Genomic DNA, 19,007 nt, shown 5'->3' with positions numbered 1-19,007 from the left:
CGGCCACCTCGACAATCCGCGTCAAAACGCCCTCCAGATTGCCCATCACCTCTTCGTTGGTGAAGCGCAGCGTGGTCAGCCCATGGTCGCGCAGTAGCGCTGCATCGCGGCGTTCGTCCACGCGGGCATCATGGGTCACGCCGTCGATCTCGATCGCCAGCCCTTTGGCCGGGCACAGGAAATCGAGGATGCGCTGCTCCACCGCAGCCTGGCGGCGGAATTTCAGGCCGGTCTGGCCCGCGCGCAGGGCCTGCCACAGGCGGTGTTCCGGCTCGGTCGGGGCGCGGGGCATGGTTCTGGCATAGTTGCGCAGAGTTTGCGCTGGGCTTCCACCACCCCCCGACCCCCTCCTCTGAAGAGGAGGGGGAGTTCCAGCGCCATCATTCCCCCCCTCCTCTTCAGAGGAGGGGGTCGGGGGGTGGTGAGGCCCCTGGCGCGACGCCCGCTCAGTCATCCATCGCGGCCAGGCGCTTGGCCTGGTCTTCGGCGGTCAGCGCGTCGATCAGTTCGGCAAGGCCCGGCCCGGCGAGCACTTCGGGCAGGCGGTGCAGGGTCAGGTTGATGCGATGGTCGGTCACGCGCCCTTGCGGGAAGTTGTAGGTGCGGATGCGTTCGGAGCGGTCACCCGAGCCGACCAGCGCGCGGCGGGCTTCGGCTTCGGCGCCCTGGGCCTGTTCGCGGCGCAAGTCGTAGAGCCGGGTGCGCAAGACCTGCATCGCCTTGGCGCGGTTCTTGTGCTGGCTGCGCTCGTCCTGCTGGGTCACCACCAGGCCGGTGGGCAGGTGGGTGATCCGCACGGCCGAATCCGTGGTGTTGACGTGCTGGCCGCCGGCGCCGCTGGCGCGGTAGATGTCGATCTTGAGGTCCTTGTCCTCGATCGCCACGTCCACTTCGTCGGCTTCGGGCAGCACGGCGACCGTGGCGGCGCTGGTGTGGATGCGCCCGCCGCTTTCGGTCACGGGCACGCGCTGCACGCGGTGCACCCCGCTTTCGAACTTGAGCCGGGCAAACACACCCTGGCCCGCGACATGGGCGATCACTTCCTTGAGCCCGCCCAGTTCGCTGGCATTGGCGCTGATCACGTCCACTTTCCAGCCCTGCTCGGCGGCAAAGCGTTCGTACATGCGGAACAGATCGGCGGCGAACAGCGCGGCTTCGTCGCCGCCGGTGCCGGCGCGGATTTCCAGCATGGCCGGGCGCACGTCGGCCGAATCGCGCGGCAGCATGGCGATGGCCAATGCGCGCTCGGCTTCGGGCAACTGGCCGCGCAGGGCCTGCATTTCCTCGTCCGCCAGCGCGCGCATCTCCGCGTCCGGCTCGTCCAGCGCGGCAAGGCTCGCCAGCTCGGCGCGCATGGTCTGCACTGCGCGGGCAGCGCGGGCCACCGGCTCCAGCTCGGCATAGTCGCGGCTGGCCGCGACGAAGCCTTCGCCTTCGAGCGTGCCCGAAGCCAGGCGCGCTTCCAGTTCGGCAAAGCGCGCCGCGATCTGCGCGAGGCGAGCGTCGGAAACGGCCATCAGGCGGCGATGTGGGCGGGGATCGCGTGCAGGGGCAGGCGTTCCTGCGTGCCGGTGACCAGGTTCTTGACCGTGGCTTCACCGGCGGCCAGTTCCTCGTCGCCCACGATCAGGGCAAAGCGCGCGCCGCTTTCGTTGGCGCGGCTCATCCGCTTCTTCATGTTGCCGCGATAGCCCATGTCCACGGTCAGCCCGCCGCGACGCAGCGTGGCGGCGAGGCCGAGGCACGCCGCTTCCGCCGCCGCGCCCATCGGCACGATCGCCACGTCGGCCGCGGGTTCGGCAATCGTGCGCGCGTCGGCCACCAGCATGGCCAGCCGCTCGATCCCTGCGGCCCAGCCCACCGCCGGGGTGGCCGGGCCACCCAGCGCCTCCAGCAGCCCATCATAGCGCCCGCCGCCCAGCACGGTGCCCTGCGCGCCCAGCCGGTCGGTGATGAACTCGAACGCGGTGTGGCGGTAATAGTCTAGGCCGCGCACCAGCGCTGGCGCGCGCACCCAGGCCACGCCGGCCGCATCAAGGCCGGCGGTGACTGTGGCGAAGAAGTCCTGTGCTTCGGCGCTCAGGAACTCGTCGATCATCGGCGCGTCGGCGGTGAACACCTTGTCGCGCGGATCCTTGGAATCGAGGATGCGCAGCGGGTTGCGCTCCAGCCGGTCCTGCGAATCTTCGGAAAGCTCGGCTTTGTGGGCGCGGAAGTATTCGATCAGCGCGGCGCGCCAGGCTTCGCGGCTGGCGGCATCGCCCAGGGTGTTGAGATTGAGCGTCACGCCATCGGCAATGCCCAGCTCGCGCAGCAACTGGTCGGCCATGACCAGCAGTTCCACGTCGGCCTGCGGTTCGGCCGCGCCGATCACTTCGGCGTCGATCTGGTGGAACTGGCGGTAGCGGCCCTTTTGCGGGCGCTCATAGCGGAACAGGGGCCCGTGCGTCGCGATCTTGAGCGGGGCGTGCTGCTGCCAGCCATTGGTCAGATAGGCGCGGGCGAGGCCGGCGGTGAATTCGGGGCGCAGCGTCAGCGATTCGCCGCCGCGATCCTCGAACGAATACATTTCCTTCGATACCACGTCGGTGGTTTCGCCCAGCGAGCGGGAGAACACCGTGGTCTTTTCAAAGACCGGCATTTCCACGCGGCGAAAGCGGTAGAGCTTGCGCACGCGCTCGAACGTCTCGACGACATGGCCGAAGGCTTCCGCCTCGGCGCCGAAGATGTCCTGGGTGCCACGGATGGCCTGCGGTGTTGCGATACCTTGCTTGCTCATGGCGCGCGCGGATAGCGGCTTTCCGCGCGCGGGGAAAGCATATGCCGCATATTGGCGTATTCCGTGCCCAACTGGCCGTTGCGAATGAGACTTTATCACGGCATGACAGGCGCCATGCGCAAGACCCCCCCAGGCATCGGCCTCCTCTCCGCCCTCTCGCTTTCCACCCTTGCTCTGGCCCAGCCCGCGCTGGCGCAAGTGCAGCCGGCCGGCAACAGCCGCCCGATGGCCGTGCCGATCACGCCCGGCGTGCCCGATGCCCAGGACGTGCCCTATCCGGGCACGATCGGCTTGCAGATCGACGCGACCGACCTTGCCACCGGCGCGTTCCGCGTGGTGGAGACGGTGCCCGTCGCGGCCGATGCCAAGGAACTGATCCTGCAATTGCCGGCCTGGCTGCCGGGCGAGCACGGCAATCGTGGCCCGGTGGCCGCGCTGGCCGGCATCACGTTCGAGGCCAAGGGCCAGAAGCTCGCCTGGACGCGCGATCCGGTGGAAGTGAATGCGTTTCACATCACCCTGCCCGCCGGCACCAGCGAAGTCGTCGCCCGCTTCGTCCACACCTCGCCGCTGCGCGACAGCGAAGGCCGCATCACCGTCACCCGCGAAATGCTCAACCTGCAATGGGAGAAGATGAGCCTCTATCCCGCCGGGCATTATGTGCGCCAGATCAAGGTGCGCCCGACGGTGACGTTCCCGCAAGGCTGGACGGTGTTCACCGCGCTGGACGGCAAGACCCAGAGCGGCAGCGGCAACACCGTGACCTGGGCCGAAACCGACTATGAAACCCTGGTCGATTCGCCGATCTTTGCCGGCCTCTACACCGCGCGGCACGATCTGGGCCATGACGTCTACCTCGATCTGGTGGCCGACAAGCCCGAACTGCTGGCGATCAAGCCGGAAAACCTCCAGGCCTATCGCAACCTGGCCGACGAGGCCGTGGGCGCGTTCGGTGCGCGCCATTTCGATCACTACGATTTCCTGCTCGCGCTGACCGACCGCATGGGCGGCATCGGGCTGGAGCATCACCGCTCCAGCGAGAACCAGCAGGAGCCCAAGAGCCTGACCGACTGGGCCGGCTATGACTGGGACCGCAACGTGATCGCCCACGAATTCAGCCATAGCTGGGACGGCAAGTATCGCCGCTCGGCCAAGCTGTGGACGCCCGACTATCGCCAGCCGATGCAGGACAACCTGCTGTGGGTCTATGAAGGGCAGACGCAGTTCTGGGGCCTGGTCCTGGCCGCGCGCTCGGGCGTGCAGAGCAAGGACATGGTGCTGGGCAGCCTGGCGAACTATGCTGGCACGTTCAGCCAGATGGCGGGCCGCGACTGGCGCTCGGTGGAAGACACCACGATGGATCCCATCTTCGCCGCGCGCAGGCCCAAGCCCTTCGCCTCGCTCACCCGTGGCGAGGACTATTACACCGAAGGCGCGCTGGTGTGGCTGGAAGCCGACCAGATCATCCGCGACGGCACTGGCGGCAAGAAGGGGCTGGATGATTTCGCCAAGGCTTTCTTCGGCGTGCGCGATGGCGACTGGGGCGTGCTGACCTATGAATTCGACGACGTGGTCAAGACGCTGAACGGCGTCTATCCCTATGACTGGGCGAGCTTCCTCAAGACCCGGCTGCAGACGCCGGGCCAGCCGGTGCCGCTCGGCGGGATCGAGCGCGGCGGCTACAAGCTGGAATTCAAGGACGAGCCCAACCCCTATGACAAGGCGCGGATGGCCGATGGCAAGTATCTCAACTTGTTCAATTCGCTGGGCGTGACGCTGGACAAGGACGGCAAGGTCACCGCCTCGCGCTGGGACGGGCCGGCGTTCAAGGCCGGGCTGGTTTCGGGCATGCAGGTGGTGGCGGTGAACGGCGACGCCTATGACGCCGACAAGCTCAAGGCCGCGATCACCAATGCCAAGACCGGCAACCCCGGCGCGGGCCGCCCGATCGAGCTGCTGGTCAAGCGCGACGATCGCTTCGTCACGCTGCCGATCACCTATGCCGACGGGCTGCGCTGGCCCTGGCTGGTGCGCGCCGCGCCCGGCACGGCGCCCACCGGCCTCGACAAGCTGCTCGCCCCGCATGCCGCCAAGGCGGGCAAAGCCGGCAAGTCGGCCAAGTGATGGCGCGGGCCGGGCTGCATCTGGGCCGCCTGGCCCCGCCCCGCTTCCTGCTGTTCCTGGTGCTGCTGGTGGGCGGCACCGGGGGCTGGTGGGTGTGGCATCCGCTGACCGAAAAAGGCGCCGAGCTGGCGGATTCGCTGGCCATGGGCTTCGATTTCGCAGCGCTTGCCTTCCTGCTCTCGCTGGTGCCGCTGGCACGCTGCGCCGATGCCGACACGATGCGGCAGAGCGCGGTGGACAACGATGCCAACCGCGTGCTGGTGCTGTGCATCACCACGGTGCTGACCGCCGTGGTGATGGCCGCCATCGCCGGCGAGCTGCCCCGCGCGGCCCATGGTGATTCGCTCGCGAAAGTGCGGCTGATCGGCACGCTGGTGCTGACCTGGCTGTTCGCCAACACGGTCTATGGCCTGCACTACGCCCATCTTTACTATACCCGCGACAGTGCCAGTGGCCTCGATCACGGCGGGCTGGACTTTCCCGATACCCAGACCCCGGACTATTTCGATTTCGCCTATTTTTCCTTTACCTTGGGCATGACGTTCCAGACCTCGGACGTGGAGATCGGCTCGGGCCGGATCCGCCGGATCGTGACGCTGCATTCGTTTGCCGCGTTCGTTTTCAACATCGGGGTCATCGCTTTCACGATCAATGCGCTCGGGGCCGGTTAACCAAAGGTAGGTGAATCGTTCACAAGTATTGTTGCGGCGCAAAAGCCGGGGCGCTAGAGCCGGCAGCACTGCGAACGACAACCGGCCCCCAGGGGCCAGAACCAAGGCAAGACAGAACCGATGCGCATCGATCTTATCCCCACTGGGGACAATCCGCCCGAAAGCCTCAACGTCGTCATCGAAGTGCCCGTTGGCGGGGAACCGGTGAAGTACGAATTCGACAAGGAATCGGGCGCGCTGTTCGTCGATCGCATCCTGCACACGCCGATGCGCTATCCCGCCAACTACGGCTTCGTGCCGCACACCCTCTCGCCCGATGGTGACCCGCTCGATGCGCTGGTGATCGCCCGCTCGCCGTTCATCCCCGGCTGCGTGGTGCGCGCGCGCCCGATCGCCGTGCTGAACCTGGAAGACGAACAGGGCGGTGACGAGAAGCTGGTCTGCGTGCCGGTGGATTCGACCTTCCCGTACTACACCGAAGTGCTGGAAAAGGATCACCTGCCCGAGATCGTGCTCAAGCAGATCGAGCACTTCTTCACCCACTACAAGGACCTGGAAAAGGAAAAGTGGGTGCGCGTGGGCACCTGGGGTGGCGCCGACGATGCGCGCCGCATCACCGTGGAAGCGATCGAGCGCTACAAGGAAGCCAAGGCGGCCAAGGAAGCGGCGGAGTAATCCGCTCCTACCAAGGTGCTTTCAAAAAAGGGGGCCGGGGTCACAGGACTCCGGCCCCCTTTTTGTGGCCTGGATTTACAGCCCGTTTGGAAAATGCGCCAAAACGCATTTTCAGCGCGGCACCGGCCCGCTCCCGTCCCGACCTCCCAACGATAGTACCCTATGGGAGGTCGGCCCCCTCAGCGAAAACGTCCCTCGGACGTTTTCGGTGCCTTCGGGACGGGAGCGGGCTGGTGCCGCACATCCGGCGGAGCCGGATTCTTAAAGCATGTCCTTGAGCGGCACGGTGGCATCGGCCAGCCGCTCGGGCGCGATCGGCGCGCGGGCTTCGACCAGCTTCTTGCCCTGGACATAGTCCTTGACCATGTTCACGCAGTCGAGCGCGATCACCCTGCCCTGCTTGCAATAGACCACCGAGAAGCTGCGCGTGGCGGGATCGCCGCGCAGCACCGCGAGGTCGTGGCCGGTCGAAAGCCCCACGGTTTGCAGGCGCAGGTCATACTGGTTGGACCAGAACCACGGTGTCGCCTTGTAGGGCACCGGGGCGCCGCAGATCGCCTTGGCCGCCGTTGTCGCCTGGTCATTGGCGTTCTGTACCGATTCCAGGCGGATCACCGCACCCTCGGCAAAGTCGTTGGCATGGGCCGCGCAATCGCCGATCGCATAGACATGGGGCAGCGAGGTGCGGCAGAATTCATCCACGTCCACGCCGTTGCCACCGGCGGCGCCAGCGGCGAGCAGCGGGCCGACCTGGGGAATGATGCCGATGCCCACGATCACCAGGTCGGCGGGCAGCACGCTGCCATCGGCCAGGCGCACGCCGGTCACCTTGGTGCCGTCGCCTTCCAGGCAATCGACCGCAACCTCGGTGCGCAAGTCCACGCCATGGGCGCGGTGCTCGTCCTGGTAGAAGGTGGAGAGCGCTTCCCCGGCCACGCGCGCCAGCACGCGCGGCAGCGCTTCGAGCAGAGTGACGTGGCAGCCGAACTTGGTCAGCACCGCGGCTGCTTCCAGCCCGATATAGCCGCCGCCGATCACCACGGCGCGGCGTGCCCCGGCGTCCAGCTCGGCCATCAGGCGATCGGCGTCGGCACGGGTGCGTACGCCGTGAACCCCGGCCAGGTCGTGACCGGCGCAGGACAGGCGCCGCGCATCGCCGCCGGTGGCCCAGATCAGATCGCCATAGCTGAGCGTCGCGCCATCGGCGGTGCGCAGGCTGCGCGCTTGCGGATCGACCGCGACCACTTCGTGGCCCAGCGCCATTTCGACGCCCTTGTCGTCCCAGAAGCTGGCCGGGCGGATCATGATCCGCTCGAACGTCTTGTCGCGCGCCAGGTATTCCTTGGACAGCGGCGGACGCTCATAGGGCAGTTCGGGCTCGCGTCCGATCACCAGGATCGAGCCGCCAAAGCCGTTCTGGCGCAGCGCGATGGCCGCTTGCGCGCCGCCGTGCCCTGCGCCGACGATCACCGCGTCGGCAAAACCCGCCTCGAATGCACCCATGGAACTTTCCTCCTCTCACGCGGGAGGAGGGTTGTGGGCAAATGGCGCGGCGCGTCAAGCGCGCACGCGCCATAATTTTTGCTCATCGGGGTATTGCGACGCAGTTGCAGTGCTGCGCCGCGCTACCATCCAGGCCCGCCGATCAGCGCAGCAGCAGGCTGCGCGCCTGGCTGGCGATCTGCGCCAGCATCGCCGGGGTGACCGTGGCCGTGGCCTGGGCACGGGCGATCAGGCTGCGCAACTGGCGCACCGGATCGGCCTTGGCCTTGAGCCACTGATGCGCGCTGGCATCGGGATTGCTGCCCCCCATGCGGCGCAGGAATTCCATGCGCATCTGCTGGAAATCGCGGGCGAGGCCCGCCACCAGCAGCCGTTCCCACGGATCGGAGGGGTTCATCCGCGCGGCGGTCTGCTGCGCCCAGTCGATGCCGAGCTGGGCGCCCAGATCGGCAAAGGCGCCGGTCAGCACCACCGCGTCCACGTCCAGCTCGTCGGCCAGGTGGGCGAGGCCGATCGCGCCATCCAGATCGAACAGGTGGACCACCCGCTCCGCCACGCTGGCCGGGGTGCCGGCATCGGTCAGTTCCTGGCCCAGGCGGCGCGCCTGCGCCTGCGCTTCGCCGCGCAGCAGTTCGGCCGTGGTGTGCGACAGGCGGCCCACCCCGCCGCACAGATCCTCGATCAGGGCATCGGGCTTGAGCGTGCCGTGGCACGAGCGCAGCACGTCGGCGATATGGCCGCGCAGGGCCTGCGCGGTGCGCTCGAACAGCGACAGGCGCAGGGCCTCGGGCATGGCGGCAGTATCGAGCATGGCCCAGGTTTCCGCCAGGCCGAGCAGGCGTTCGGCCGCGACGAAGGCGGCCGCCACTTGCGCCAGCGTCATGCCTTCTTCCTCGGCCAGCTCGAACGGATGGACCGGGCCAAGGCGGTTGACGATGCGGTTGGCCAGCTTGGTCGCGATGATCTCGCGGCGCAGGCGATGGTGCACGATGTCGCTTTCAAACGTCTCGCGCATCGCGGCGGGGAAGGCGGCCAGCAGCTCTTCCTCCAGCACCGGATCGTCCACCACCGGGCTGTCTTCCAGCGCGCGCTGCAAGACCAGCTTGGTGGACGAGACCAGCACGGCCAGTTCCGGCCGGGTCAGCCCGGTGCCGCCGGCGGCGCGGCGGGCATAGTCGTCAGACGGAGCGAGGCCTTCGGTCTTGCGGTCGAGATCGCCGCTTTCCTCCAGCACGTCGATCAGCCGGGTCAGCGCCGGCACGGCCTGCGCCCCGCCGCGTTCGGCGATCGACAGGCCCAGCGCCTGGAGGCGGTTGTCCTCCAGCACCAGGTGCGCCACGGCATCGGTCATGCTGGACAGCAGGGCGACGCGCGCGTCCTCGCTCAGGCGCCCGGCGCGCTTGGCGCTGGCCAGTGCGATCTTGATGTTGACCTCGTTGTCCGAACAATCGACGCCGGCCGAATTGTCGATGAAGTCGGTGTTCACGCGGCCGCCGTGCAGGGCATATTCGATGCGTCCGGCCTGGGTCATCCCCAGGTTGGCGCCTTCGCCGATCACCCGCGCCCGCACTTCGTTGGCGGAAATGCGGAAAGCATCGTTGGCCGGATCGCCGACATTGACGTTGGCCTCGCTCGACGCCTTCACATACGTGCCGATGCCGCCGAACCACAGCAGGTCCACCGGCGCCTGGAGGACCAGCGCGATCAGCGTGTCGGGATCGAGTTCGTCGATCGCCACGCCCAGCATGGCCTGGACCTGCGGGCTGAGCGGAATGGCCTTGAGGCTGCGCGGGAACACCCCGCCACCTTCCGAGATCAGGCTCTTGTCGTAATCGTCCCAGCTCGACCGGGGCAGCGCGAACAGGCGCGCGCGTTCGTCCCAGCTTGCCGCCGGATCGGGATCGGGATCGAGGAAGACGTGGCGATGGTCGAACGCGGCGACGATCTTGAGCGATTTCGACAGCAGCATGCCATTGCCGAACACGTCGCCCGACATGTCGCCCACGCCGATCACGCGCACCGGATCGGCCTGCACGTCCACGCCCAGTTCCAGGAAGTGGCGCTGCACCGAAAGCCAGGCACCCTTGGCGGTGATGCCCATGGCCTTGTGGTCATAGCCTTTCGATCCGCCGCTGGCGAAGGCATCGTCCAGCCAGAAATCGCGTTCGGCGGCGATGGCATTGGCCACGTCGGAGAAAGTGGCCGTGCCCTTGTCGGCGGCGACCACGAAATAGGGGTCTTCGCCATCGCGGATCACCACGGCATCGGGGTGGACCACGGCGCCATCGACGATGTTGTCGGTGATCGACAGCAGCGTGCGGATGAACACCTGGTAGCTGGCCTTGCCCTCGGCCAGCCAGGCCTCGCGCTCGCGCACCGGATCGGGCAACTGCTTGGGATAGAACCCGCCCTTGGCGCCGGTCGGCACGATCACCGCGTTCTTCACGCGCTGCGCTTTCATCAGGCCGAGGATTTCGGTGCGGAAGTCGTCGCGCCGATCAGACCAGCGCAGGCCGCCGCGCGCCACCGGCCCGGCGCGCAGGTGGATGCCTTCCACGCGCGGGGAATAGACGAAGATCTCGCGCCACGGCACCGGCTTGGGCAGGCCGGGGACCAGCGCGGAATCGATCTTGAAGGCCAGCGCTTCGGCCGCGGCCGGGGCAAAGGCGTTGGTGCGCAGGATCGCCTCGACCAGCGCGCGGAAACTGCGCAGCAGGCGATCGTCGTTGATCGCCGCCACTTGCGCCAGGCCGGCGCGGATCTGCTCGGCCGCGGCATCCCCGGCGCGCTTGCGATCGCCCACGAAGGCGGGATCGTGGCGGGCGCGGAACACACCGATCAGGCCGCGCGCCACATCGGGCGCGTTCTTGAGTGCATCGACCACCGTGGCGATGCCGAAAGTCATCCCCGCCTGGCGCAGATAGCGATACCAGGCGCGCAGCCAGTTGGCCTCGGTCGCGGTCAGGCCCACGGCCACGATCAGGCGGTTGAAGGCATCATCCTCGGCCGCGCCGTTGAGCACGGCGGCGAGCGATTCCTCGATCGCGGTGGCGCGCGCCAGCAGCGCCTCGGGCGTGGTATCGGCGGGGTGGGCCACCAGGAAATCGTGGATGAAGCCCAGCTTGCCGTGGTCGAGCGCGGTGGGCACTTCCTCCAGCGCGCGGAAGCCGAAGTTTTCCAGCACGGGCACCGCGTCTGACAGCACGATCGCGCCTTCGCGCTGATAGAGCTTCAGGCGCAGCGCGGATTCGCCGGCCAGGCGATGCAGCCGCACCGCGCGGCGCGGCGCATCGTCGGCGGTCAGCGCGCGCAGCACGCGGATGTCACCGGCGGCTTCTGCCGCGCCATAGCTGGCGCGATAGCCCACCGGGAAGGCCGGCGCATAGCGCCCGGCAATCGCGGCGGCGCGAGTCGCGTCCTCGGTCTTGGCCAGTTCGGCTTCCACCGCCGCGTCCCAGCCGCGCACCAGGGTCTGGAACGCGCTGTCGAGCGCGGCTTCGTCCACCCCCTCGCCACCGTCGGTCAGCGTGTCGTCCTCGCCGCGCATGTCAATGGCAAAGCGGGTGAGCGCCAGCGTGCTGCCTTCCACCTGCAAGGCCCAGTCGATCACCTGGCCGCCGGTGGCCTGTTCCAGCAGGCGCGTGACCTGCTCGCGCACCTGGGTGGACTGGCTGTCGCGCGGCTGCCACACGAAGGCATAGAGGTGCCGCTCCAGCGGGGCGCGGACCAGCGCCAGGCGCGGACGGGGGCGATCGACCAGCACCATCATCGTCGTGGCGATGCGTTCCAGGTCGGCATCGGAAAAGCTGATCAGCAGGTCGTGCGGCAACGCGGTAAGCGCGTGGACCAGCGCCTTGCCGGCGTGGCCCGCCGGATCGAAGCCCAGCTTGGACATCAGCGCTTCAAGCTGGCTGCGCATGCGCGGCACGCGATCGGGCGTGGCGGCCAGCGCCGCGCTGGTCCAGACCCCGGCGTGGACCGACAGCGCGGTGATCTGCCCGCCTTCGACCACCGGCACCAGGAACAGGTCCAGCGGCACCCGGCGATGGACCTGGGCAATGCGGTTGGCCTTGACGATCAAGGGAATGCGCACGGCTTCCTCGCCGCGCGTGCCGATCTTGTCGAACCAGGCAAAGGCGCGGGCATAAGAGGCATCGGACAGCAGCGGCGCGTCGGTGGCGCGGCAGATGCCCAGCGCTTCGGTCACGCTGCCGTCGCGGTGGCGGGTCACGTGGCCCAGTTGCGTCAGCATGCCGTCGGCCAGCCAGCGCAGCAGGGCGGCGCCTTCCTGGTCGGGCAGGGCGCGCGCGTCATGCTGCATCAGGCCCTGCATCTGCGGCCAATCGGCCACGGCGGCGTGGACATCGGCCAGCGTCGCGGCCAGCGCGGCGGCCAGTTCGCGCCGCGCCTTGGCATCGGCGCGCTCGGTTTCGAGGTAGATGATCGATTCGCGCAACTCGCCGATCGCCTCGCCCGCCGGCAGATCGACCAGCGCACCCAGCGGATCGCGCCGCACCGCCACCACCGGGTGGAGCAGGCGCTCGATCGTCAGGCCCTGGGCAGTGATCGTGGCCGCGATGGAATCGACCAGGAACGGCATGTCGTCGTTGATCACGGCGATGCGCAGCGCGCGCTGGCCGCCCATCGACTCGATCGCCACGGCCGCATCCGGCCCCTGGCGCAGCGCGGCGGTGGCCAGCGTGAAGCGCGCCGCCTCGATCAGCCGCTCCCCGGAAAAGTCCGCCTTGTCGCCGGGCAGCAGCGCCCCGGCCAGGCGCGCGGCCAGGGCCGAAACGAGGTGCTCGGCATCCGGCCCGCCCGCTTCGGGCGCAACTGGGGCGTTGGGATCAATCGTGGTCGCCATGGCGTTCGCTTCCTGCATTCCCGGGCGGGTCGGCTTGTCATGCCCGCCGTTTCGTTATCTTTGGTTGGTTGGTAACGAATGAAACCTGAATTGCAAACCGCCACCCGCTGGGAAAGGCAACGGAAAGGCAATGGTGATGACACGAAAGCCTCACCATCCCGCTCCCGTCCCCCTTAGGTGTTCGCCGCAGCGGGGGTGAGTGCATCCATCGTGAGCGCGAGCGAGCGGCGGCGCAAGGCCGGATCGAACGTGGCGCCGGCCACGATCAGCTCGTCCGCGCCGGTGCGATGGGCAAAGGCTTCCAGGCCGGCGCGGACGGTGGCGGGGCTGCCGATCGCGCTGACCTGGCGGAAATGGTCGAGCGTGGCGCGTTGTGGCGCGGCCAGGGTGTCGCGATAGCCGGCGATCGGCGGCGGCAGGCGACCGGGATCGCCGCTGCGCAGGCGCACGAACGACTGGTCCTGGCTGCTCGCCAGGAACTGCGCTTCCTCGTCGCTCGGCGCGCAGAGCACGTTGATCGCGGCCATGGCATAGGGGGCCTCCAGCGTGGCGGAAGGCTGGAACCGCTCGCGATAGAGCGTGAGCGCGGCGTCGAGGTGATCGGGGGCGAAGTGGCTGGCAAAGGCATAGGGCAGGCCAAGCATCGCCGCCAGTTGCGCGCCGAACAGGCTGGAGCCCAGGATCCACAGGTCCACCGCCGCGCCATGGCCGGGCGTGGCTTTGAGCGGCAGGCGCGGATCGCCGGCAAACTGCGCCTGCAATTCCACCACGTCGGCCGGGAAATCCTCGGCCGCGCGGTTCACGTCCTTGCGCAGCGCGCGCACGATGCGCTGGTCGGCGCCGGGGGCGCGGCCCAGGCCCAGGTCGATGCGGCCGGGATAGAGCGCGTCGAGCGCGCCGAACTGTTCGGCGATCACCAGCGGATTGTGGTTGGGCAGCATGATCCCGCCCGCGCCCAGGCGGATCGCGCGGGTGTGCTGGCCGACATGGGCGAGCACGACCGAGACGGCCGCCCCGGCAATGCCGGGCATGCCGTGGTGCTCGGCCACCCAATAGCGGTTGTAGCCGGCTTCTTCGGCCGCCTTGGCCAGCAGCGCGGCGTCGGCCATGGCCTGGGGCAGGGTGCCGCCCTCGATCACCGGCACCAGATCGAGAACGGACAGTTTCATCGGGTGATTTCCTCATCCTGGCCCGGATTGGGCGGAACGGACTGGGATGTGGGGGCCGCGCCGATCTGTTCAAGATAGCCGCGCGCCACGCGCGCCTCGTCACTGGCCGGGGCCATCGCTACCACCGACTGCCACGATTGCCGCGCGGCGTCCTCGCGGTTGTCGAGCATGGCGATCACTCCGGCTTCCACCCCCACGGCGGGATCGCGCGGGGCCAGGCGCCCGGCTTCCTCGATATCGTGCTGGGCGGCGGCCAGGTTCTTGTCGCGGCGATAGAGCGTGGCCGAAAGCAGCCAGCTTTCCGCGTTCTGCGGCGCCAGCTCGTGCGCCTTGGCCAGCGCGGCCATGGCATCGGCATTGCGGCCCAGCGCCACCAGCGCACGGGCGCGGTCGTTGTGGATCGCGGCCAGGGCCATGTTGTCGGCAAAGCCGTGGACGATCAGCGCGCGGTCCAGCCAGGTCAGGGCGTCCTGCGGCTTGCCGGCGGCCAGCGCGGCATTGCCGGCCATGGCCATCAGCGGCACCGCGCCGACCGCCTGCGCTTCGGGGATCAGGCCCACGGCATCGCCGAAAGCTGTCAGGGCGCCGTCGAAATCGCCCTGCTGGCTCAGCATCATGCCCAGGCACTGGTTGGCGCGCACGCGCTCGGCGGGCAGCTTCACTTCCTCCAGCCAGTGGCGCGCGAGGCTTGCTGCCAGTTCGGGATTGCTGCGCCCCACGGTGAGGCAATCGGCCAGGCGATCGTGCTTTTCGGGCGGAGGCGTGTCGCCACCCTGCAAGGTCTTGCGCCGGCCCGGGGTGGGCAGGGTGCCGAATTCCATCGGCCGGGGATTGGGGCCGATCTGGTGCCAGGCTTGTGGCATCAGGGGCGAAAGGAGAAGGGCAGCGGCCAGCAGCATGGGGGCTCTATTCGGTCAGCAGGCGGGTCAGCGTGGCCAGCAGCACGGCAATGTCCTGCGGCCGCGACAGGCGGTGGTCGCCGTCCTTGATCAGGTGCACCTGCACATCGGCTGAACGCAGCGCCGCCGCGAGGCGTAGCGCAATGTCCCACGGCACGTCGGCATCGGCCTGGCCATGGATCAGCCGCACCGGACCATCGAATGGAACGGTGCCGTTCAATTGCAGCAGGGCCTGCCCGTCGGCCCAGAACGTGGCGTGGGTCGGCGTGGGATCGGGGCCATAGGGATTGTCTTCCCACACCGTTTCGCCCGCAGCCAGCGCGGCTTTCTGGCTGGCGCTGTAACCCCAGGTGGTGAAATCGGGCGCGGCGGCCAGGCCCACCAGCGCGCGGACCGTTTGCCCCAGCTCCTGGGCCACCAGCAGCATCAGCCAGCCGCCCATGCTCGATCCGATCAGCACCACCTCATCAAGGCCGTGCGCCGCGATCAGCGCCACGACGTCGTCGCGCCAGCGCGAAAGGGTGCCCTGGGCAAAATCGCCTTCGGACAGGCCGCAGCCGGAATAATCGAGCAGCAGGCAGGCGCGCCCCTGCGCCATGGCCCAATCGAACACGGCCTGCGCCTTGCTGCCGGCCATGTCTGACATGTAGCCCGGCAGGAACACCAGTGCCGGGCCCGCTCCGGGCACGAAGCGGGTGGCCAGGCGCAGGCCGTGGGGGCCGGAAACGAAGCGGTGGGTGGTGGTCATGCCCCGTGCTACCGGCAGGGGGCGGCCGGTGTCCACAGGCTCTTGAGTGTCCACAGGCTCTTGAGCAAGGGGGGCGGCGCGCCTATCTGCCATGGCATGAGCCAGCCCCCGATCATCCTCGCCCCCTCGGCCGCCGCGCGCGTGGCCACGATTGCCGCCAAGCAGGCCAAGCCTGCGATCCTGCGGCTGGCGGTGGAGGGCGGCGGCTGCTCCGGCTTCCAGTATCGCTTCGGCCTGGCGGAGGGCGTGGAAGCGGACGACGTGGTGGTGGAAACCGATGGCGTGCGCCTGGTGGTCGATACCGTGAGCCTCGATCTGGTGGGCGGGGCCATGGTCGAATACGTCGAGTCGCTGGGCGGCGCGGCGTTTCGCGTGACCAATCCCAACGCTGCCTCGGGCTGCGGCTGCGGCGCGAGTTTCTCGGTGTGAGCGGCGCGGCCATCCCGTCTTCGCTCAAGCTGGCCAGCTTCAACATCAACGGCATCAAGGCGCGCCTGCCGCGCCTGCTCGAATGGCTGGAGGAAACCCGGCCGTCGGTGGCCTGTCTCCAGGAAATCAAGACGCAGGACGAAGGCTTTCCCGCCGCCGAGTTCGAGAAGATCGGCTATCACGCGATCTGGCACGGGCAGAAGGGCTTCAACGGCGTGGCCATCCTGGCCGACGGGGAAAAGCCGGTCGAAGTGCAGCGCGGCCTCGCCGGCGAGCCGGAAGACGAGCATTCCCGCTATCTCGAAGCCGATGTCTTCGGTCTGCGCGTGGTGTGCATCTACCTGCCCAACGGCAATCCCCAGCCAGGCCCCAAGTTCGATTACAAGCTGCGCTGGATGGAGCGGCTGCGCGCCCGCATGGCCGAGATCTGGGCACAGGAAGTGCCCGCCGCCGTGCTTGGCGACTACAACGTGATCCCGCGCGACAACGATATCTGGGACACGCGGGCGATGGCCAGCGATGCGCTGATGCAGCCTGCATCGCGCGATGCCTATGCCCGCCTGCTGGGCGCGGGCTGGACCGACGCGATCGGCCTGCACCATCCCCAGGGCGGGGCCTGGACGTTCTGGGACTATCAGGCCGGGGCCTGGCAGCGCGACCATGGCTTCCGCATCGATCACGCCCTGCTTTCGCCCGAACTGGCCGATCGGCTGGTCGCCTCGGGCGTCGACAAGGCCCATCGTGGCCGGGAAAAGGCCAGCGACCACGCGCCGGTCTGGGTCAGCCTGCGTGCCTGATCGCGGCCGTTCATCGAATTCTCACCATGGTTGGCCGACCAGAGGCGTCCCAGCTCCAATGGGCACTTGGGTTTACGCCGATTCCGTGCTAGGTAGCGATTTGAAACTGATTATTGCCGGACTATCTTCATGGGTTTGTTTCAGAAAGACTTCTTCCGTTCGCTCCTGGTCGGCTTCGCGATCGGCGCCGTGGCCGTGGGCGTGACGATGTTCAACGCAGCCCATGTCTTTGCACCCGTGGCAGAAGCATCGGCCGCGCCCAGCGTGGGTGCCGATCAGTGATCGCTCGCCGCTCCCTGCGCTGGCCGGGGGCGGCCATTCCTGCCCTTGCCCTGCTGGCGCTGTCGGCCTGCCTGGCCCCGGCCCATGCCGATGCGCCGGTGCAGGCGCCGGCGGCGGTGATTCCCGCACACGAGGCGCCCGGCCTCAAGACCGCCGTGTTCGCCGGCGGCTGCTATTGGGGCATGGAGGCGGTGTTCAGCCATCTCAAGGGCGTGACCAGCGTGGTTTCCGGCTTCGAAGGCGGCCGTGCTGCCGATGCCGATTACGAGACGGTCAGCACCGGCACGACCGGCCATGCCGAATCGATCCGCGTCACTTACGATCCGGCGCGGATTCGCTATGACCAGTTGCTCCAGGTCTTTTTCGGCGTGGCCAGCGATCCCACCCAGCTCAACCGGCAGGAGCCGGACGAAGGCCCGCAATATCGCAACGCGCTGGTGCCGATCGGCCCCGAGCAGGCCCGCGTGGCCCGCGCCTATCTGGCGCAGCTCAAGGCGCTCAAGCTGTGGAAACGGCCGATCGTGACGCGGATCGAGCCGTGGCGCGGGTTCTATCCCGGCCCGGCCGAGCACCAGGACTTTGCCTTTCGCAATCCGCGCCATCCCTATATCCTGCGCTGGGACGTGGCGCGGGTGGAAGCGTTGCAGCGCACGTTCCCGCAGTGGTGGAAACCCGATTTCACGCGCAACTGATTTGCAACCGCGGCCGGCAATGCCTATCTCTAGGGCATGGGTGGCCACCATCATCATCATCACTATGCCGGCGAAGGGCTGGTTTCCGCCGCGCGCGAGGCGCTGACCGTTTCGGGCGAGCAGTGGACCGACATGCGCGCCGATGTCTTTGCCGCGCTTGCCGCGCAGGAGCGGCCGGCTTCGGCCTATGACATTGCCGAAAGCGTGGGGCAGCGTCGGGGCAAGCGGGTGGCCGCCAACAGCGTCTATCGCATCCTCGACCTGTTCGTGCGCACCAACCTGGCGCGGCGGGTGGAAAGCGCCAATGCCTATGTCGCCAACAGTCACCCCGGCTGCCGCCACGACTGCATCTTCCTGATCTGCGACGCCTGTGGCCAGGTGACCCACATCGACGACGACCGCCTGACCGGCCACTTGCGCGAAGCCGCGCGCGAAGCCGGCTTTGCCGACGTGCGCCCGGTGGTGGAAATTCGCGGCCGCTGCCAGGCCTGCGCGGCCTAGGGCCTGTGGGGATTTAGGCCATGGCGGGCTGCGAACGGCCGCTTTTCGCGCTTCCGGTGCTCACGTACCAAAAGTACGCTGCGCTCCGGGTCGCGAAAATCAGCCATTCTCGCTCCGCCCTGACCTAAATCCCCACAGGCCCTAGGACCTGTTCAACTTTGACTGCGGCAAAGCTGACGCTCCAGCCTTTTGATTTGCGGCATTTTGCGAGTCGGCAAGCGATTCCACCTGCCTTGAAAATGCCCTACCCCCGGATGTGCAGCACGCAGATCAGGGTGAACAGGCGGCGGGCGGTGGCAAAGTCGGTTTCCACTTTGCCATCCAGCCGCTCCAGCAGCATTTCGGCCGCTTCGTTGTGGATGCCGCGCCGGGCCATGTCGATCGTCTCGATCTCTTGCGCGGTGGCGCGGCGGATCGCCTGGTAATAGCTGTCGCAGATCGCGAAGTATTCGCGGATCGGGCGGCGGAAGCGCCCCAAACCGAGCACGATGCTTTCGAGCAGGGCCCCGGCTTCGTCGGCAACGTCAAGCGTGAGGCGCCCGTCCGTCACCGAGAGGCGCAGGCGATAGGGGCCTTCGTGGCCGGCGGCGCAGGCGCGCAAGGGGCGGAACGTGTTTTCCTCGATCAGGTCGAAGATCGCCACGCGGCGCTCCTGCTCCACATCGGCGTTGCGCCAGACGATGGTCGCTTCGTCCAGCTCGATATGCGAGATGCGCGGGTCCGCCATAAGGCCTCGAGTGTTGCAACATGGCGCGCCGCGCAGCAAGCGCCTTGCCGGGCCTGGCCCCTCCTACCTTGGTGCCAGAGCGGGGCAAACCGTCCACAGGCTGTGGAAAACGCTCCGCCCGGCAACGCGCGTCGCCGCCTTGCCACA

General features: G+C 68.2%; 16 protein-coding genes and 1 pseudogene. 8 read left to right on the top strand and 9 right to left on the bottom strand.

Annotation, left to right across the window (positions count from 1 at the left end; translation table 11 throughout):
- Positions 1-16 precede the first annotated feature (16 nt).
- The 3 genes and pseudogenes from IE191_RS21235 to hisS all read right to left on the bottom strand — a co-directional run.
- Positions 17-454, bottom strand: a pseudogene (locus tag IE191_RS21235) (endonuclease domain-containing protein); the annotation flags it as partial.
- The gene (gene prfA, locus IE191_RS02770; RefSeq protein ID WP_191322820.1) at positions 447-1,517 is read right to left on the bottom strand and encodes a peptide chain release factor 1; all 1,071 of its coding nucleotides are present in this window, start codon (positions 1,515-1,517) and stop codon (positions 447-449) included. The pseudogene IE191_RS21235 and the gene prfA, both read right to left, overlap by 8 nt.
- Positions 1,517-2,779 (bottom strand): histidine--tRNA ligase, encoded by a 1,263-nt coding sequence (gene hisS / locus IE191_RS02765; protein ID WP_191322819.1) that lies wholly within the window; start codon positions 2,777-2,779, stop codon positions 1,517-1,519. The genes prfA and hisS overlap by 1 nt, the downstream gene beginning before the upstream one ends.
- 114 nt (positions 2,780-2,893) lie before the next feature.
- On the opposite strand from hisS, the gene IE191_RS02760 reads away from it, so the two are divergent.
- The 3 genes from IE191_RS02760 (at position 2,894) to ppa (ending at position 6,249) form a co-directional block, all read left to right on the top strand.
- Positions 2,894-4,903: a M61 family metallopeptidase gene (locus tag IE191_RS02760; protein ID WP_191322818.1), complete on the top strand. Its 2,010-nt coding sequence runs from the start codon at positions 2,894-2,896 to the stop codon at positions 4,901-4,903.
- On the top strand, positions 4,903-5,574 hold the full coding sequence (locus IE191_RS02755) for a DUF1345 domain-containing protein (RefSeq protein WP_191322988.1): 672 nt from the start codon (positions 4,903-4,905) through the stop codon (positions 5,572-5,574). The genes IE191_RS02760 and IE191_RS02755 overlap by 1 nt, the downstream gene beginning before the upstream one ends.
- Positions 5,575-5,694: 120 nt before the next feature.
- Entirely contained in the window at positions 5,695-6,249 is a 555-nt protein-coding gene (ppa, locus tag IE191_RS02750) for an inorganic diphosphatase (protein WP_191322817.1), read from the top strand.
- A 261-nt stretch (positions 6,250-6,510) separates the two neighbouring features.
- Here the strand turns inward: ppa and IE191_RS02745 are convergent, their stop codons facing one another.
- From IE191_RS02745 to IE191_RS02725, 5 genes are all read right to left on the bottom strand, one after another.
- Positions 6,511-7,752, bottom strand: coding sequence for an NAD(P)/FAD-dependent oxidoreductase (locus IE191_RS02745; RefSeq protein WP_191322816.1), 1,242 nt, complete (start codon positions 7,750-7,752; stop codon positions 6,511-6,513).
- A gap of 142 nt (positions 7,753-7,894) precedes the next feature.
- The gene (locus tag IE191_RS02740; protein ID WP_191322815.1) at positions 7,895-12,616 is read right to left on the bottom strand and encodes an NAD-glutamate dehydrogenase domain-containing protein; all 4,722 of its coding nucleotides are present in this window, start codon (positions 12,614-12,616) and stop codon (positions 7,895-7,897) included.
- 173 nt (positions 12,617-12,789) lie between these two features.
- Positions 12,790-13,785, bottom strand: coding sequence for an LLM class flavin-dependent oxidoreductase (locus IE191_RS02735; protein ID WP_191322814.1), 996 nt, complete (start codon positions 13,783-13,785; stop codon positions 12,790-12,792).
- Positions 13,782-14,684 carry a tetratricopeptide repeat protein gene (locus IE191_RS02730; protein WP_191322813.1) on the bottom strand — a complete coding sequence of 301 codons (903 nt, stop codon included), beginning with the start codon at positions 14,682-14,684 and terminating at the stop codon, positions 13,782-13,784. The genes IE191_RS02735 and IE191_RS02730 overlap by 4 nt, the downstream gene beginning before the upstream one ends.
- Before the next feature lie 7 nt (positions 14,685-14,691).
- The gene (locus IE191_RS02725) at positions 14,692-15,432 is read right to left on the bottom strand and encodes an alpha/beta fold hydrolase (RefSeq protein WP_191322812.1); all 741 of its coding nucleotides are present in this window, start codon (positions 15,430-15,432) and stop codon (positions 14,692-14,694) included.
- Between the two features lie 96 nt (positions 15,433-15,528).
- On the opposite strand from IE191_RS02725, the gene erpA reads away from it, so the two are divergent.
- The 5 genes from erpA (at position 15,529) to IE191_RS02700 (ending at position 18,133) form a co-directional block, all read left to right on the top strand.
- The gene (gene erpA / locus IE191_RS02720; RefSeq protein WP_191322811.1) at positions 15,529-15,861 is read left to right on the top strand and encodes an iron-sulfur cluster insertion protein ErpA; all 333 of its coding nucleotides are present in this window, start codon (positions 15,529-15,531) and stop codon (positions 15,859-15,861) included.
- Positions 15,858-16,658, top strand: a complete 801-nt coding sequence (gene xth, locus IE191_RS02715; RefSeq protein ID WP_229815062.1) for an exodeoxyribonuclease III — start codon at positions 15,858-15,860, stop codon at positions 16,656-16,658. The genes erpA and xth overlap by 4 nt, the downstream gene beginning before the upstream one ends.
- Positions 16,659-16,787: 129 nt before the next feature.
- On the top strand, positions 16,788-16,940 hold the full coding sequence (locus IE191_RS02710; RefSeq protein ID WP_191322810.1) for a hypothetical protein: 153 nt from the start codon (positions 16,788-16,790) through the stop codon (positions 16,938-16,940).
- Positions 16,937-17,632 carry a peptide-methionine (S)-S-oxide reductase MsrA gene (gene msrA, locus IE191_RS02705; RefSeq protein ID WP_229815061.1) on the top strand — a complete coding sequence of 232 codons (696 nt, stop codon included), beginning with the start codon at positions 16,937-16,939 and terminating at the stop codon, positions 17,630-17,632. The genes IE191_RS02710 and msrA overlap by 4 nt, the downstream gene beginning before the upstream one ends.
- Positions 17,633-17,668: 36 nt before the next feature.
- Complete coding sequence (locus IE191_RS02700) at positions 17,669-18,133, top strand: Fur family transcriptional regulator (protein WP_191322809.1); 465 nt, start codon at positions 17,669-17,671, stop codon at positions 18,131-18,133.
- Positions 18,134-18,377: 244 nt separating this feature from the next.
- Here the strand turns inward: IE191_RS02700 and IE191_RS02695 are convergent, their stop codons facing one another.
- Complete coding sequence (locus IE191_RS02695) at positions 18,378-18,860, bottom strand: UPF0262 family protein (RefSeq protein WP_191322808.1); 483 nt, start codon at positions 18,858-18,860, stop codon at positions 18,378-18,380.
- Positions 18,861-19,007: the final 147 nt, after the last annotated feature.

It is taken from the genome of Novosphingobium pokkalii, from assembly GCF_014652855.1.
In the GTDB taxonomy this organism is placed as follows: Bacteria; Pseudomonadota; Alphaproteobacteria; order Sphingomonadales; family Sphingomonadaceae; genus Novosphingobium; species Novosphingobium pokkalii.
This window is presented reverse-complemented; position numbering and strand designations above follow the sequence as displayed.